General features: G+C 65.8%; 16 protein-coding genes and 1 pseudogene. 7 read left to right on the top strand and 10 right to left on the bottom strand.

Annotated features, from left to right (window positions below; genetic code table 11):
• A pseudogene (locus tag AB4Z42_RS22880) lies at positions 1-261 on the top strand (DUF4389 domain-containing protein); the annotation flags it as partial.
• 13 nt (positions 262-274) lie between these two features.
• Here the strand turns inward: AB4Z42_RS22880 and AB4Z42_RS22875 are convergent.
• From AB4Z42_RS22875 to pheS, 3 genes are read right to left on the bottom strand one after another with little or no spacing between them, the layout of a single operon-like run.
• Entirely contained in the window at positions 275-643 is a 369-nt protein-coding gene (locus AB4Z42_RS22875) for an STAS/SEC14 domain-containing protein (RefSeq protein ID WP_442011498.1), read from the bottom strand.
• Between the two features lie 21 nt (positions 644-664).
• A complete protein-coding gene (gene pheT / locus AB4Z42_RS22870; RefSeq protein ID WP_442011497.1) occupies positions 665-3151 on the bottom strand; it encodes a phenylalanine--tRNA ligase subunit beta in 2487 nt (828 codons plus the stop codon).
• Positions 3151-4203 (bottom strand): phenylalanine--tRNA ligase subunit alpha, encoded by a 1053-nt coding sequence (pheS, locus tag AB4Z42_RS22865; protein ID WP_442011496.1) that lies wholly within the window; start codon positions 4201-4203, stop codon positions 3151-3153. Before pheS ends, pheT begins: the two co-directional genes overlap by 1 nt.
• 138 nt (positions 4204-4341) lie before the next feature.
• On the opposite strand from pheS, the gene AB4Z42_RS22860 reads away from it, so the two are divergent.
• The 3 genes from AB4Z42_RS22860 (at position 4342) to AB4Z42_RS22850 (ending at position 7588) form a co-directional block, all read left to right on the top strand.
• Positions 4342-5856 (top strand): FMN-binding glutamate synthase family protein, encoded by a 1515-nt coding sequence (locus AB4Z42_RS22860; protein WP_442011538.1) that lies wholly within the window; start codon positions 4342-4344, stop codon positions 5854-5856.
• Between the two features lie 77 nt (positions 5857-5933).
• Positions 5934-6704 (top strand): hypothetical protein, encoded by a 771-nt coding sequence (locus AB4Z42_RS22855; RefSeq protein ID WP_442011495.1) that lies wholly within the window; start codon positions 5934-5936, stop codon positions 6702-6704.
• A complete protein-coding gene (locus AB4Z42_RS22850; RefSeq protein WP_442011494.1) occupies positions 6701-7588 on the top strand; it encodes a bestrophin family ion channel in 888 nt (295 codons plus the stop codon). The genes AB4Z42_RS22855 and AB4Z42_RS22850 overlap by 4 nt, the downstream gene beginning before the upstream one ends.
• Positions 7589-7591: 3 nt before the next feature.
• Here AB4Z42_RS22850 and AB4Z42_RS22845 read toward each other — a convergent pair whose 3' ends face one another.
• Complete coding sequence (locus tag AB4Z42_RS22845; protein WP_442011493.1) at positions 7592-8416, bottom strand: rhomboid-like protein; 825 nt, start codon at positions 8414-8416, stop codon at positions 7592-7594.
• 9 nt (positions 8417-8425) lie between these two features.
• The gene (locus tag AB4Z42_RS22840) at positions 8426-9298 is read right to left on the bottom strand and encodes an adenylate/guanylate cyclase domain-containing protein (protein ID WP_442011492.1); all 873 of its coding nucleotides are present in this window, start codon (positions 9296-9298) and stop codon (positions 8426-8428) included.
• A gap of 174 nt (positions 9299-9472) precedes the next feature.
• Between AB4Z42_RS22840 and AB4Z42_RS22835 the strand changes: the two genes are divergently transcribed.
• Together AB4Z42_RS22835 and AB4Z42_RS22830 are read left to right on the top strand one after the other, a co-directional pair.
• A complete protein-coding gene (locus tag AB4Z42_RS22835; RefSeq protein WP_442011491.1) occupies positions 9473-10516 on the top strand; it encodes an oxygenase MpaB family protein in 1044 nt (347 codons plus the stop codon).
• 5 nt (positions 10517-10521) lie between these two features.
• Positions 10522-11760, top strand: a complete 1239-nt coding sequence (locus tag AB4Z42_RS22830) for an acyl-CoA dehydrogenase family protein (protein ID WP_442011490.1) — start codon at positions 10522-10524, stop codon at positions 11758-11760.
• Here the strand turns inward: AB4Z42_RS22830 and AB4Z42_RS22825 are convergent.
• Positions 11757-12101 (bottom strand): hypothetical protein, encoded by a 345-nt coding sequence (locus tag AB4Z42_RS22825; protein ID WP_442011489.1) that lies wholly within the window; start codon positions 12099-12101, stop codon positions 11757-11759. The genes AB4Z42_RS22830 and AB4Z42_RS22825 overlap by 4 nt on opposite strands.
• Before the next feature lie 70 nt (positions 12102-12171).
• Here AB4Z42_RS22825 and AB4Z42_RS22820 point away from each other — a divergent pair, with 70 nt between their 5' ends.
• A complete protein-coding gene (locus AB4Z42_RS22820; RefSeq protein WP_442011488.1) occupies positions 12172-12951 on the top strand; it encodes an SDR family NAD(P)-dependent oxidoreductase in 780 nt (259 codons plus the stop codon).
• Here the strand turns inward: AB4Z42_RS22820 and AB4Z42_RS22815 are convergent.
• Genes AB4Z42_RS22815 through infC form a run of 4 tightly spaced genes read right to left on the bottom strand, consistent with a single transcriptional unit; the run spans position 12948 to position 15003 of the window.
• Positions 12948-13694: a TrmH family RNA methyltransferase gene (locus AB4Z42_RS22815; protein ID WP_442011537.1), complete on the bottom strand. Its 747-nt coding sequence runs from the start codon at positions 13692-13694 to the stop codon at positions 12948-12950. The genes AB4Z42_RS22820 and AB4Z42_RS22815 overlap by 4 nt on opposite strands.
• A gap of 59 nt (positions 13695-13753) precedes the next feature.
• A complete protein-coding gene (rplT, locus tag AB4Z42_RS22810) occupies positions 13754-14143 on the bottom strand; it encodes a 50S ribosomal protein L20 (protein ID WP_014212878.1) in 390 nt (129 codons plus the stop codon).
• Positions 14144-14188: 45 nt separating this feature from the next.
• Complete coding sequence (rpmI, locus tag AB4Z42_RS22805) at positions 14189-14383, bottom strand: 50S ribosomal protein L35 (RefSeq protein ID WP_442011487.1); 195 nt, start codon at positions 14381-14383, stop codon at positions 14189-14191.
• A gap of 11 nt (positions 14384-14394) precedes the next feature.
• Complete coding sequence (infC, locus tag AB4Z42_RS22800; RefSeq protein WP_176561154.1) at positions 14395-15003, bottom strand: translation initiation factor IF-3; 609 nt, start codon at positions 15001-15003, stop codon at positions 14395-14397.
• Positions 15004-15136 lie beyond the last annotated feature (133 nt).

Genomic DNA, 15136 nt, shown 5'->3' with positions numbered 1-15136 from the left:
GTGCCGTATCCCGACGCGTTTCACCTCAGCCGTTGGCTGCCACTGGTCAAGTGGCTGCTCGCCCTCCCCCACTACCTCGTCCTGGCGGTGCTCAACCTGGTGGCCGGCGTCGTGACCGTGATCGCGTGGTTCGCGATCCTCTTCACCGGCCACTATCCCCGCGGGATGTTCGAATTCGTCGTCGGCGTGCTGCGGTGGAACAACCGCGTCATCGCCTACGCGTTCGTCCTCGCCACCGACGCGTACCCGCCGTTTCGTCTTTCGCCCTGACGGGTCAGCCTGCGGCCCACTGTTTGGCGCGCTCGAGATCGTCAAGGCCGAACACTTCGAGTTCGCCGGGCACCATCCAGCCCACCGCATGCACCGTGTGTCCGACCCACTCCTTATCTGTGACGACCGCAACGCGCTTGAACGACGAATGATGCTGGATGAGTGTGCCGAATCCCTGCTTGAGGTCCTCGATGAGACCGCCGCGCCCGAAACCGGCGTAGTCGGGCGCGATGACTTCCACGATCCTGAGTTCGTCGGATCCGAGCAGCTTCTCCATCTCGGGTTTGAACGCGCTGATCTCGTCGCCGGTCACTTTGCCGGAAACACGGATGCCGACGACGCCTGCGGGCATGTCGTGCAGTACTTCAATCATGCCTACCGTCCTACTCCGAAATCAGCGGCGCTGCTCGGCTCCAACGCGATCGGCCGCCGCCGCAACGGCCGCGTCCCGCGCGGCGCTGGCCTCGTCTTCGGTGAGCGTGCGATCGGCGGCCCGGAACCGCAGCGCGAGCGCCAGCGATTTGCGGCCCTCGCCGATCTGCGGCCCGGTGTAGACATCGAACAGCCGAACATCCTCCAGCAGCTCACCGGCGCCCTCGCGGACCGCATCGATGACATCCTGGGCCGCGATGTCCTCGCCGACGATGAGCGCGATGTCCTGGAACACCGCGGGAAACGGCGAAACGGCCGGTGCGGGAAGCGACTCGGTGAGCGGGATGGCGTCGAGGTTCAGCTCGACAGCGCAGGTGCCCGCGGGCAGACCTGACCTCTCGACGACGGCGGGATGCAGTTGGCCCGCGTATCCGACGACGGTGTCGCCGACGACGACCTCGGCGCAGCGGCCCGGATGCCACGGCAGGTGTTGCGCTGGCCGCAGCGAGAGTTCCACTCCGGCGGCGCGGCCGACGAGGCGCACCGCCTCGAACGCATCGCTGGCGTGGACGGGTCGGCCTCGACCCCACGGACCCGCCGGCTCGCGCAGGCCGGCCAGCACCGCACCGACATGCTCCGGCTGGTGCGGCAGCGACGCGTCGAGCGAGGCGATCTCGTCCCCGGTGGGGCGACGGTCGGTCGGAATGAGTTCCACGGCGCGCGTTTCCGTCGTCGGCTCGACCACCTGGGCGATCGCGAACAACGCGGTATCGACGGCCCCGCGGGACACATTGCGCCCCAACGCCTCCAGTAGCCCGGGCAGTAGCGTCGTGGCCAGTTGCGGCCGGTCGGCCTCCAACGGATTGGTCACCTGCGTCGTGGCTCGTCGCGCGTCGTCCGCCGGAAGGCCCCACTGCTCGAACACGCCTGCGGGCAGAAACGGGGTGGGCAGGATCTCCACGTAACCGCCCAGCGCCAATGACTTTCCGATCGCACGCCTGCGCTTCTGTGTCGCGCTCAGGCCGCGACCGGGAGGCGCGAGCGGCAGCACCGACGGGATGACCTCGAGGCCCTCTAGCCGCAGTACCTCTTCGACGAGATCGGCAGGCTGACGAAGGTCGGGGCGCCAGCTCGGCGGCGTCGCGGTCACCTGACCGTCTTTCACGACGACATCGGCGCCGATCTGCGTCAGGCGCTTCTCCGTGGTGCCCGGCGCGTAGTCGACACCGGCCATGCGATCGGGCAGATCGATCGCCATGCTGACCGGCGCAGGCGACCAGTCATCGCGAGGCGGATCGCCCCGCCAGTCCGTCAGCGTGGGTTCGACTGTGCCACCCGAGATCTCGGCCAGCAGCGTGCTGCAGCGATCCAGGGCGGCGACCGAAATCGCCGGATCGACGGTGCGTTCGTAGCGGCGGCCCGCCTCACTGTTGAGATGCAGGCGCCGCTGCGTGCGCGAAACGGCGGCCGGATCCCATACCGCGGCTTCGAGCAGCACATCTGTCGTGCTGTCGCGCACCTCGGTGGTGCCCGCGCCCATCACGCCGCCGATCGCCGCCGTGGCGACTTCGTCGACGATGAGCACGTCGGCCGGATCGAGGCGGCGCTCGATGTCGTCGAGCGTGACTACGGTCTCGCCCGGTTCGGCAAAACGCACCCGGAAGCCGCCGGTGATCAGGCTGCGATCGTGTGCGTGCATCGGATGCCCGAGTTCGAGCATCACGTAGTTGGTCACGTCGACCGCCGGCGAGATGGCACGAATGCCCGACAGCAGCAACCGCCGTTGCATCCACCACGGCGACACCGCTTTCGGATCGATGCCGGTTACCGGCCGTAGTCCGAAGCGGAGCACACCGGTGCCCGGGTCGATCGTCACCGGCAGTGCATCGCCCTCGGCGGGTAGCGGGGTGATGTCGGCCGGATCGACGTAGTCGAGGTCGTACGCGTTGGCGATCTCGCGCGCCATCCCGCGAATCGAGAGGCAATAGCCGCGGTCCGGGGTGATCGCCAGGTTGAACACGATGTCGTCGAGGCCCAGCACGTCCGCGGCGGGTGTACCCGGCTCCGCGGTACCTTCCGGCAGCACCAGGATGCCGGAATGGTCGGTGCCGAGATTGAGTTCGGCGGTCGAACAGATCATGCCGTCGCTCGTGCGGCCGTACGTCTTGCGGGTCGCGATGGCGAAATCGCCCGGCAGCACCGAACCGGGCAACGCAACCACGACGAGGTCACCGACCGCGAAGTTGGTTGCTCCGCACACGATGTCACGTAACTCGTCTTCGTCGACATCGACCTTGACGGCGCGGATGGGCTTCTTGAATTCGGTCAGCTCTTCGATCTCGGCAACCCGGCCGACGCTCAATGGACCGGTGACGGGTCCGACGGGGATGACCTCTTCGACCTCGTGGCCGATCCGGATCAGAGTCTGCTCGAGTTCCTCCGGCGGCACGTCCCAGCCTGGAGCGCCGGCTTGAACGACTTCGCGCAGCCAGCTGTAGGGCAGGCGCATCAGGCTCCAACCCCGAACGGCAGCGAGAACCGAACGTCGCCCTCGACCATGTCGCGCATGTCGGGGATGCCGTTGCGGAACTGCAGAGTGCGCTCCAGCCCCATCCCGAACGCGAAACCGGAGTACACCTCGGGATCGATACCGCAGGCGCGCAACACATTCGGATTGACCATGCCGCAGCCGCCCCACTCGACCCAGCCGGGGCCACCCTTCTTGTTCTCGAACCAGATGTCGACCTCGGCCGACGGTTCGGTGAACGGAAAGAAGTGCGGACGGAATCGAGTACGGCCCTGCGGCCCGAATTCCGAGCGGGCGAACGCGTCGAGTGTCCCGCGCAGGTGGGCCATGGTCAGCCCCTTGTCCACGGCAAGTCCCTCCACCTGATGGAAGACCGGGGTATGGGTGGAGTCCAGTTCGTCGGTGCGGAATGTGCGCCCGATCGAGATGATGTAGACCGGCAGCTCGCGCTCCAGCAGCGCGCGAATCTGGACCGGTGAGGTGTGTGTGCGCAGCACCTGGCGTGATCCGTCGGGCGCGATGTAGAAGGTGTCCTGCTCGCTACGCGCGGGATGATCGGGCGGGAAGTTGAGGGCGTCGAAGTTGAACTGCTCGGTCTCGACCTCGGGCCCCTCGGCGAGCTCCCAGCCCATTGCGACGAACGTGTCGGTGACGTGCTCGGCCAGGATCGTGATGGGGTGGCGCGCGCCGACCGGCTGACGGGTCGAGGGCAGCGTCACGTCGATGCGCTCGGCGATCAGCACGGCTGCGTCGCGTTCGGCCCGCAACGCGGCGAGCCGCTCGTCGTAAGCCTGCTGCGCCTCGGTGCGCGCCACGTTGACACGTTTGCCTGCGTCGGCGCGCTCGGTCTTGGGCAGGGACCCGAGCGCCTGGCGGGCGAGCGCGATGGGCGAGCGATCGCCCAGCTGCTCGGTCTTGGCGCGGGCCAGCGCGTCGAGGTCACCTGCCGCGTCGAAGGCATGCCGAGCCGCGCTGACGGCTTCGGTCAGCGCTTCCCCGGACAACACGGTCATGTCTATGGGCTGCTCAGCCACCCGGCGATCATAGGCGATCCCCCGAGGACGCTTTGCACGCTTTTCTCGTCGGCGCGATACCCTCACGCCGTGTTGATCCGGCCGTTGATCGTTGCCGGCATCGGGGTCGCTGGAGCGGCGCTCGGCTACTTGGCTGTGATGTGGCACGGGGCGTGGGCACTGCCCGCGGCCGCGATGCTTTCGCTCGCGGCGCTCGGCACGTGGGATCTGGTGCAGCCGCGACACACGATCCTGCGGCTGTATCCAATCCTCGGACACGTCCGTTTCCTGATGGAGCTCATCCGGCCCGAGATCCGTCAGTACTTCATCGAATCCAATACCGAGGCGTCACCGTTCGATCGGGAAACCCGCGACATGGTCTATGAGCGGGCCAAGGGCACAAAGGGCGACGAACCGTTCGGCACGGAACGAGACGTCAACGCCATCGGCTACGAATACCTGCGACATTCGATCCGGGCACGGTTCGCCGATGACCTCAATCCGAGGGTACGTCTCGGCGGCCCGGAGTGTACTCAGCCGTATGACATTGCGCTGCTGAATGTTTCGGCGATGAGCTTCGGCGCGCTCTCGGGCAACGCCATCGAGGCACTCAGTGGCGGGGCCGCGCGCGGCGGGTTCGCCCACGATACCGGCGAAGGCGGGATCAGTACCTATCATCTCCGCGGCGGCGGCGACTTGATCTGGGAGATCGGCTCAGCCTACTTCGGCTGTCGCGACGCCGACGGGAGGTTCGACGCCGCAATATTCGCCGAGAAGGCGACGATCCCGTCCGTCAAAGCAGTCTCCGTCAAACTGTCGCAAGGAGCCAAGCCCGGGCTCGGCGGGTTGTTGCCGGGCGCGAAGGTCAGCGCCGAAATCGCGGCGACCCGTGGTGTCCCGGTCGGCCGCACGGTCGTGTCGCCGCCCGCGCACACCGCGTTCTCCACACCGACGGAGTTCGTGCAGTTCCTCGCGACATTGCGGCGACTGTCGGGCGGCAAGCCGGTCGGGTTCAAGCTGTGCATCGGCGCCCGCACCGAATTCCTGTCGATCTGCAAGGCGATTCTGGCGACCGGCATCGCACCGGATTTTGTGATTGTGGACGGTTCCGAGGGCGGGACGGGTTCGGGGCCCCAGGAGTTCGAGGACCACGTCGGGATGCCGCTGACGGACGGTTTGATGCTCGTCCACAACAGCCTGGTCGGCACCGGTCTGCGCGGTCTCGTCAAGGTCGGAGCGTCGGGCAAGGTGGCCAGTGGCGTCGACATCGTGAGCCGGGTATGTCAGGGCGCAGATTTCACGCTTTCGGCGCGGGCGATGATGTTCGCCGTAGGTTGCATCCAGGCCATGAAGTGCAACACGAACCACTGCCCGACCGGGGTGACCACCCAGGACCCGACGCGCGCCCGCGCACTCGATGTGCCGGACAAGACCACCCGAGTGTTCAACTTCCAGCGCGCAACCGTCGCAAGCGCGGCGCAGATCGTCGCGTCGATGGGCCTGGACGGATTCGACGAGCTCGCCCCCGCGATGCTCAACCGCCGCGTCGAAGGCCAGCGCTCACTCACCTATGCAGAGATATACGAATGGCTGACGCCGGGCCAGTTGCTGGAGCACGCACCGGAATCCTGGCGCTCGGACTGGCACACGGCCTCCGCCGAGGCATTCCAGTGATCCGCGCGTCGGGAGCGCTCGCCGCTATCGCCGCCCTTGTAGGGGTCGCCGCGTGCGGGTCGGCAACGCAGTCGGTCGTGGCTCCGCTCGCTGACGGCTCGGAACAGGCTGTCGCACAAGCCATCGAGGCCGTCACCACGTTTCCCGCTGAGCTTGACCCCCGCATCTGGAAGGGCACCCAAATGAAGTCCGAGGTGCGGGATGCGTCGCTGCGCGTTGTCGACAGGATCGTCGCCGACGCCGGCATCGAGGGACTGACGGTGACGGGTGTGGATCTTTTTGGCAGCAATGCCTCCTACGAGTACGACGACGCATCAGACTTCGGCGTCCATGTCTTCGTCACTGCCGAATCGATGACATCGGCAGAACTGTCGCCGATCCTGAACCTTCTCAACGACGACGTGGAACGCAGGCAGGAGGGCCGCATCCGGTTCTACGGGGTACCTGTCGAGGTGAGTTTTCACACCGACCGCAGCGAGAGCTACCAACCGCAGCCAGGTGTGGGCCAGTACTCGATCACCGAGGGCCGATGGGTCGTGATGCCGACCAAACAACCGGACAACTTCGACCGCACGCAGATGACGGCCGACATAGAAGGTTTCATCGCCAAGTACAACGACCTGGTCCTGGCTTATCAGAAGGACTCCACTGCCTTCGAGTGCACCCGGTTCTCTGCCCTCGACGAAGAGATGGCGGTCTACCGAAATGAGAGTTTCGAGGCCGGACTGGGGAGCCGGTCCACCCATAACTTGGCCTACCGTGCGCTGCGCCGACTCAATGTCAGCATTCCCGACATGGTGGACACGCTCGAGGACGAGTGCACCTTCGTCAAGGAGTCACTCCGATGATCCGGTCGGTTGGCCGCACAGGGCCTGTCAAGGTGACGGCGCTGGTGTTGTGGGAGTTGCGCTTTGACCTGCTGGTCATACTCGCGATCGCCGCGCTCATGGTGCCCATCCCCGACGCGGTCCAGGCGGAGAGCGCCACTGCGGTGCTGTCGGTTCTCGGTATCGGGGCCACCATCTTCATCGGCTTTCGCAACAGCAACGCCTACAACCGATGGTGGGAGGCACGCACGCTGTGGGGTGGCGTCATCATCCACTGCCGGGCGTTGCACAACGGCCTGTGCAGTGTCGACGGCGGGTCTGCCGCTGCCGCCCCGGTGCTGGACCGCCTGCGTCGCCGGCAGGTGCGCCATGCGTGGCAACTGGCCAGCGAGCTTCGTGGCGTCGCCCCGCCGGCCGGCGTCGTCGAACTGACCCCCGAGGACCCGGCCGACATCAGCGCCACCGACCTGCTCACCCGTCAGGCCCGCGAGGTCCAGGTTCTGGTCCGGGAGCACCAGCTCGACACCGACAGCCGGGTGATGCTGATGTCCCTGAACACGGCCCTCGTCGCCGCGCAGAGCGGGTTAGAGCGGATCCGCAACCAGCCCATCCCCATCCACTACGACATGTTCATCCGCTTGCTGGCCTGGTTCTTCGGGATTGTGGCGTTCAACCGACTTGATTCCACCGGCCATCACGTCGGCAGCATCGTCATCGGCCTGCTGCTCATCGCCGTTTTCGTCATCGCCGAACGGCTGGGGCACTTCATCGAAGAACCGATGAGCAACCGCATCTTCGACCTGCCGATGTACCGCTTCTGCAGCATCATCACCAGCGATCTGCTGGGGTCCGACCACCCGTTGGCCCGGCCGCGGGAGAGCGCGAAATCCAGCGTCTGGATGTAGCAATCATCGGCGCGGCGACGACATTCCCACAGGGGTGATGCCACCCTGCGGCTGCGCCCGAACCTCGGCCATGTCCGGTTTCTGCGACGCAGTGCGCCATCGCGCCACCGTCTCGAAGATGAAGGCACCCAGCAGACCTGACGCCGTCACGATCACCAACGACGTGCTTGCCACCACCAGATAGCTGAAGGACGCGCCCACCACAAACGACACGAAACACCACGGCACCCACGGCTGCGGGCGGCCGAACCGGGTGGACACCGCCATCCCCAGGATCAGGGCCACCGCATGGCCGACATCGGTGAAATCGCGACCGACGACGACCACGGCCACCGCAACGGCCAGCCAGCACCCAATCCACGCCGGCAGCAACCGCCGCGAAATCGCGGGCGTGAGCGAGCCCAGGACGGCCGAGGCGCCGTAACTCATCCCCACATCGGTTGCGCGAGCAACTGAACCGGGCAGTAGGGCCCATCCCACCGCAGCGGTGAGACCGACCGCTACCAACACCGTGGCGCCAATGTGTCCGACCGCGAAGGCGACGATCAACCGGCCGCTGCGCCAGGTCAACTCCGCTGCGGCCAACAGACACACCAGCCCCGGCAGCCAGAGGTAGATCGGCCCGGCATCGATCACGAACGCGCTGCCGAGCAGGGTCCCGATGTGCCCGTGGCTGAGATTGTGCAGATTTGTGCTTACGTGGCGGATCACTCGGTCCTGTACCTGCGGGCCGAGCTCCACCAATGCCAGCGTCACGCCGGTCACGATCACCGCGTACGCCACGGTGACTCGGACCCGCGCTAACCGGGACAGCGCAGCGCACAACATGCGTGCCAACTATGCCCCGGGTGGCTCTTCGTCTTCCTCGTCGATTCCTGGGAATGACCTGCGGGATTTCAACCGATACATCACGAGATCGGGGGGCACGCCGTCCTGTTTGACCCCGAAGACCTGCTTGCGCAGCCGTTTGACCTCCACGCCGAGCAGTTCGATGTCTTCGTCGGCGATGCCGTCCAATGTGGCCGCAGACACCACCAATTCGCCCCTGGTCGCCCGGTCCATCACCCGCGCCGCGATGTTCACATCGATGCCCAGCCAGTCCGAGCCGATCCGCTGCGGCCTGCCCGTGTGGATTCCGACGCGCATCCGTGGCGTGTAGCCGTCCACGACAAGGGATTTCACTCCCTCGCGAGCCTTGATTGCCGCGGCAACCGCCGTCGATGGTTGGGAGAACACCGCCATGATGCCGTCGCCCATCCGTTTGACGATCTGGCCGCCTGCCTCCAGCAACGGCGGCTCGATGACTTGAGACACGCGACGAAGGAGTTTGAGGGTGGCGTCGTCACCCGCAGTCAGAGACCACGACGAGAAGCCCACCAAGTCGGTGAACACGATCGTCGCCTCCTGGTAGGCGGGCTTGCCCGACACTCGCTCGGTCAGTGCCTGCCATACCTGCAGAGCGCCCAGGCTGACTTCACGTGAGGCGGCCTCGCGGTGCAGCAGTCGATCGGCGGCGCGGGCGGCAGCGCTTGGACCGCCGACCCCGGACGCTGACAGCGGATCACCGAACTCGGGATCACCGGGTAGTGCGCGCCGGGCACGTCGCAGGAAGGCGATGACGGACGGGCTGTGGTTGGTGTTCTTCAGCCACGCAACGGGTCCGGATGACTGCGTGCCGGATCGGTCGTCGATCGACTCGACATCATCCACAGGCGCTAGCCTAGTTGAGCGTCAATTTGCCGATAAACCGGCTGGTCACGGCCGAGCCGCGGGCATGTGGAGCGTGAGTAACACTGTGCCGCCACACCCCGCAAATCGTAGACAACGCGTGTTGTCAACACTATCGTGAGGTCTACGAGTGGGTTGGATTCAGCGAGGAAACCGATGACCCTGAGATCGACATCGAACGACGCCAGACGAGCCATCGATCACGGCGACCCGCTCGGGCCCGACTCGTTGACGTGGAAGTACTTCGGCGACCTGCGGACCGGCATGCTCGGCGTCTGGATCGGGGCGATCCAGAACATGTATCCCGAACTGGGCGCCGGCGTCGAAGACCATTCGATCCTGCTGCGCGAGCCGCTGCAGCGCGTTGCCCGCTCGGTCTACCCCATCATGGGCGTCGTCTACGACGGTGATCGCGCTGCGCAGACCGGTCAGCAGATCAAGAGCTACCACAACACGATCAAGGGCGTCGACGGCGAAGGCCGGCGCTACCACGCGCTCAATCCCGAGACGTTTTACTGGGCGCACGCGACCTTCTTCATGTTGATCATCAAGACCGCCGAGTACTTCTGCGGCGGTCTGACGGATGCCGAAAAGCGGCAGCTGTTCGACGAACACGTGCAGTGGTACCGGATGTACGGCATGAGCATGCGGCCCGTTCCGGACACCTGGGAGGAGTTCTGCGAGTACTGGGACGCCAAGTGTCGCGACGAGTTGGAGATCAATCGCGCGACGCTCGACATCTTCACGATCCGCATCCCCAAGCCGTGGTTCGTGCTGATGCCGACGCCGATCTGGGATCAGCTGTTCAAACCGATGGTCGGCGCGCAGCGATGGATCGCCGCGGGTCTGTTCGACCCGGCGGTGCGTGAGAAGGCCGGCATGCGGTGGACGCCCGGTGACGAGGTTCTGCTTCGGATTTTCGGAAAGCTTGTCGAGTTGGCGTTCGTGGCGGTGCCCGACGAGATCCGGCTCCATCCGCGCGCGTTGTCTGCCTACCGCCGGGCCCAGGGAAAGCTGCGCGAAGACGCGCCGTTGGTCGAGGCGCCCGCGTTCATGGCGCCACCCCGCGACCGCCATGGCCTCCCCATGCATTACGTGCCTCAGCGGAAGTCATTGCTGGACCGAGCAGGGTCTTTGGTGCACACCACGTTCTCGCTGGCGGGGCTGCGTCCGGCGCGTGGGCGCGGTAAGGCAGCCTAGAGCGCATGCTGGAGTGGACTGACGTTGATCTTGCCGTGCGTGACGCCGTGCGCGAGTTCGTGGATAAAGAGATTCGCCCCCATGTCGACGACCTCGAAGACGGCGACATGGAGCCGTATCCCCTCATCCGCAAGCTGTTCGCGACGTTCGGTATCGCCGAGATGTCCCGAGAGTCCCTCAACAAGCGGCTCGCAAGGCTGCGCGAGGGTGGCGGATCGTCTCAGAAGTCCTCCGGCGGTGGCATGTTCGGCGAGGGCTCCGGCGGGATGGGCTTCGTCGTGGTCAGCGAGCTGTGCCGAGTGTCGATGGGCATCGTCACCGGAATGGGCGTCAGTCTCGGTCTGACCGTGCCGACCATCATGGGCAAGGGCACGCTGGCCCAACAGGAACGCTGGCTGCCCGATCTGGTCACCTACGACAAGATCGGCGCCTGGGCGATCACCGAGCCGGACTCGGGTTCGGACGCATTCGGCGGCATGAAGTCATATGTCGTCCGTGACGGTGACGACTACATCCTCAACGGCCAGAAGACGTTCATCACCAACGGGCCCGATGCCGACGTGGTCGTCGTCTACGCGAAACTCGACGAGGGTGACGGCGCCCCCAAGCGTGACCGCAAGGTGCTGACATTCGTCCTGGATCGCGGTATGGAAGGCTTCGTCCAGTCAAAGCCGTTCCGCAAGATGGGCATTCACAGCTCACGTACCGGAGAACTGTTCTTCAACAACGTTCGGCTCGGTCGCGACCGCCTACTCGGCGAGACGGAGGACTCCGAGTCCGGTGACGGTCGCGCGAGCGCCAAGTCGAACTTCTCCGCCGAGCGGATCGGCGTCGCTGCGATGTCGCTCGGCGTCATCGAGGAGTGCCTCCGGCTGTGCGTCGACTACGCCAAGAGCCGGACGCTGTGGGGCCAGGAGATTGGCCAGTTCCAGCTGATACAACTGAAGCTGGCCAATATGGAAGTCGCGCGAATGAATGTGCGCAACATCCTGTTCCGGGTCATCGAGTCGGCGGCCGAAGGCAAGGCGATCTCGCTGCCCGAGGCATCCGCGATCAAGTGGTATTGCTCGCAGGCCGCCACCGACGTCGCGATGGATGCGGTGCAGCTCTTCGGCGGCAACGGGTACATGACCGAGTACCGCGTCGAGCAGCTCGCACGCGATGCGAAGTCGCTGATGATCTACGCCGGCAGCAACGAGGTGCAGATCACCCACGTCGCGCGGGGGCTGCTGAGCGATCGCTAGGCGGCCGGCTGTCCGGGTGGGTGTCGCAGATGCCTACCTCTGCGCGACATCTCGGCGACTTCGTCATGTAACGCCCGCACGCGGGTGTAGATCCGGTGCTCGGTCGCCTGCGGCATCGTCCCGGGACGGTACCGACCGCGGCGCAACCGCACTGCCCGGCGCTGAAAGATCTCCCAGCGCAGCGCCTCCGACACAGACTTCGACGCGCGCCCGGCCGGCCGGAAGCCGTGATACGTCAGCGCGTCGACCAGTTCGTCGACCGTCGCGGGACCGTGATCGAACAGGTAGGCCGTGAGGAGGTAGCGAAGGTCGATCCCCCGCACCTCTAGCGAGTCGCTCATGCGCAGACGATCGCACGGGGGTACGACAACCCGACTAGCCTGGTGCCGTCGGCAGTCGGAGGAGAATCGCGTGGACCTGAAGAGCAAGACAGCGTTGATCACCGGAGCCAGCGGAGGCATAGGCGAGGAATTCGCCATCCAGTTCGCGAAGCGCGGGGTGAACCTCGTACTGGTCGCGCGGCGGGCCGAGAAACTCGAAGAGCTCCGTAACACGCTGACGCAGCGTCATCCCGATCTCACGGTCGACGTGGTCGCCGCCGACCTCGCCGTGCCGGGTTCCGGCCCCGACCTGGCGTCGAGAGTCAGCGACCTCGGCAGGACGATCGACATTCTCGTGAACAACGCCGGTATCGGCCTGCACGGCAAGTTCGCCGGACAGGACGCTGCCGCGAATTCCGCGCAGATCCAGTTGAACTGCGGCACGCTGGTCGACCTGACGGCGTGTTATCTCCCCGCCATGACGGCCGCAGGCCATGGCGTCGTCATCAATGTGGCTTCGACGGCGGCGTTCCAGCCGACACCGGGTATGGCGGTCTACGGCGCGACGAAGGCATTCGTGCTGTCGTTCTCGGAGGCACTCTGGCAGGAGTGCAAGGGAACCGGCGTGCGGGTGCTCGCGCTGTGCCCGGGTGCAACGGAGACGGAGTTCTTCTCGAGGACCGGGGAAGAATTCCTCACCGACGGCAGGCAGACACCCAAGCAGGTTGTCGACACTGCGCTTGCGGCGCTGGATAAGTCCACCCCGACCGTGGTGTCGGGTTGGCGGAACGCTCTGCTGGCCACCGGTTACCGGATCACCCCGCGCAAGCTGATGGTTCAGATCTCCGAGCAGCTACTCAAAGCCAACTAGCCGCCGCGCTGCTGTCGCGCGCTCTGGTACAGGCAGATGGCGGCCGCCGACGCGACGTTGAGGCTTTCGGCGTTGCCCGGCATCGGAATTCGCACCCGGTGGGTGGCCAGCTCGGCCAGCTCGGCCGCCAGGCCGTGGGCCTCGGGCCCGAACAACCATGCCGTCGGATCACCGAGTTCCGCGTCGTCGAGCGATGTTTCGCCGTCAACCGTGGTGGCCAGGACGGTGAGACCAGCCGCACCGATCGCCGAAACCGCCGCGGCGGCGTCCGCTTCGGACACGACCGGGATCGAGAAGATGCTCCCGGCCGAGGCACGCAGACACTTGCCGTTGTACGGATCTACGCTGTGGCCGGCGAGCACGACGGCGTCGGCACCCATCGCGTCGGCGATGCGGATCAGCGTGCCTGCATTGCCGGGCTCGGAGATCTCCGCCGCGACGGCCACCAGTCGCGGCGAATCGGCGAGCACATCGTGCAGCGAGGTCTCGGGAACCGAGCACACGGCGACAAGGCCGACCGGAGTGACGGTGTCCGACAACGCCTTTGCGGCACGGTCGGTCACCAATTCCACCTGTATGCCGGTCAGCAACGCATCGAATCGCGCCGCGGCCGCTTCGGTGGCGAAGACCTCAGAGACGAGTCCGCGCCGCAACGCAGCCTCGACGAGATTGGGTCCCTCGACGAGAAAGCGGGCGGCGCGTCGTCGTCCGACGTGGCGGTGCAGCTTGATCGCTGCCGCCACGCGGGCGGAGCGTTCGGTGAGCGTTGACACTTGCCGTGTCGCTTCGCTCCTGCCCTCCGTCAGGCAGCCTCGCCCGACGGTGCGTTCACATCTGCGGGCAGCGCACCCTTGGCGACCTCGACCAGCGCGGTGAACGCGGCGGGGTCACTGACGGCGATCTCGGCAAGGTTCTTACGGTCCACCTCGACGCCGGCGGCCTTCAGGCCCTGGATCAACCGGTTGTAGGTGATGTCGTTGGCGCGGGCCGCCGCGTTGATCCGGGAGATCCACAACTTGCGGAACTCACCCTTGCGGGCACGCCGGTCACGGTAGGCATAGGTCAACGAATGCAGCTGCTGCTCTTTGGCTTTGCGATACAGCCGCGACCGCTGACCGCGGTAGCCCTTGGATGCCTTGAGTACTGTGCGCCGCTTCTTCTGGGCGTTGACTGCGCGCTTTACGCGTGCCATGGGGGTATTCCTCTTCGTTCAGGTCGTACAGGGAGCGTGGGGCTGTCAGCCGTTGAGCAGCTTCTTGACACGCTTGCGGTCATTGGCAGCCACCTCGGTGCGGCCGTCGAGCCGACGGGTGCGCTTGCTCGCCTTGTGCTCGAGCAAGTGCCGCTTGTTGGCCTTCTGGCGCACGATCTTTCCGGTTCCGGTGGCCCGGAACCGCTTGGAAGCGCCGCTATGGGTCTTCGCCTTGGGCATATGTCCTCAGTTCAGTTCTGTGGTGTTTCGGTCGGTGCGCTCTCGGCGGGCTGTGCGCGTTGCGCGGCCGGAGCGTCGGCGTCGTGCGCCGCCTTGGCGCGAGTCTTCGCGCCGCGGTGCGGTGCCAGCACCATCGTCATGTTGCGGCCGTCCTGCTTGGCCGACGTCTCGACGAAGCCGTAATCGGCGACGTCGGCGCCCAGCCGCTGCAGGAGTCGGTAACCCAGCTCGGGCCTCGACTGCTCGCGTCCGCGGAACATGATCGTCACCTTGACCTTCGACCCCGCTTGCAGGAAGCGGACGACGTGACCCTTCTTGGTCTCGTAGTCGTGCGGGTCGATCTTGGGTCGTAGCTTCTGTTCCTTGACGACGGTCTGTTGCTGGTTCTTGCGAGACTCGCGCGCCTTCTGCGCCGTCTCATATTTGAACTTGCCGTAGTCCATGATCTTGCAAACCGGGGGTTTGGCATCTGGGGCCACTTCGACAAGGTCGAGATCGGCATCCGCGGCGACGCGGAGAGCGTCTTCGATGCGCACAATGCCTACCTGCTCGCCGCCTGGTCCGATCAGACGGACTTCAGGTACGCGGATGCGCTCGTTGACGCGGGTCTCAGTGCTGATGGGGCCTCCTATGTTGTCCTGTGCAGCTCCATGGAGCCCACACCATCAGCCCTCTGTTCAATGAACAGAAAAGCCCTGCTCAAAGCAGGGCCCATAGCCGACCAGGACAGGCATCGGATGCCTGTGACCGGAC

This window comes from Mycobacterium sp. 2YAF39 (genome assembly GCF_052114565.1).
GTDB lineage: Bacteria > Actinomycetota > Actinomycetes > Mycobacteriales > Mycobacteriaceae > Mycobacterium.
Note: the sequence above shows the minus strand (reverse complement) of the source record. Positions and strands in the feature narration are given on the sequence as shown.

Excerpts from the sequence above, each read along its gene's own strand:
- AB4Z42_RS22875 (WP_442011498.1), bottom strand. The coding sequence starts at position 643 with ATGATTGAAGTACTGCACGACATGCCCGCAGGCGTCGTCGGCATCCGT.
- pheT (WP_442011497.1), bottom strand. The coding sequence starts at position 3,151 with ATGCGCCTGCCCTACAGCTGGCTGCGCGAAGTCGTTCAAGCCGGCGCT.
- AB4Z42_RS22860 (WP_442011538.1), top strand. The coding sequence starts at position 4,342 with ATGTGGCACGGGGCGTGGGCACTGCCCGCGGCCGCGATGCTTTCGCTC.
- AB4Z42_RS22850 (WP_442011494.1), top strand. The coding sequence starts at position 6,701 with ATGATCCGGTCGGTTGGCCGCACAGGGCCTGTCAAGGTGACGGCGCTG.
- AB4Z42_RS22845 (WP_442011493.1), bottom strand. The coding sequence starts at position 8,416 with ATGTTGTGCGCTGCGCTGTCCCGGTTAGCGCGGGTCCGAGTCACCGTG.
- AB4Z42_RS22835 (WP_442011491.1), top strand. The coding sequence starts at position 9,473 with ATGACCCTGAGATCGACATCGAACGACGCCAGACGAGCCATCGATCAC.
- AB4Z42_RS22830 (WP_442011490.1), top strand. The coding sequence starts at position 10,522 with ATGCTGGAGTGGACTGACGTTGATCTTGCCGTGCGTGACGCCGTGCGC.
- AB4Z42_RS22825 (WP_442011489.1), bottom strand. The coding sequence starts at position 12,101 with ATGAGCGACTCGCTAGAGGTGCGGGGGATCGACCTTCGCTACCTCCTC.
- rplT (WP_014212878.1), bottom strand. The coding sequence starts at position 14,143 with ATGGCACGCGTAAAGCGCGCAGTCAACGCCCAGAAGAAGCGGCGCACA.
- rpmI (WP_442011487.1), bottom strand. The coding sequence starts at position 14,383 with ATGCCCAAGGCGAAGACCCATAGCGGCGCTTCCAAGCGGTTCCGGGCC.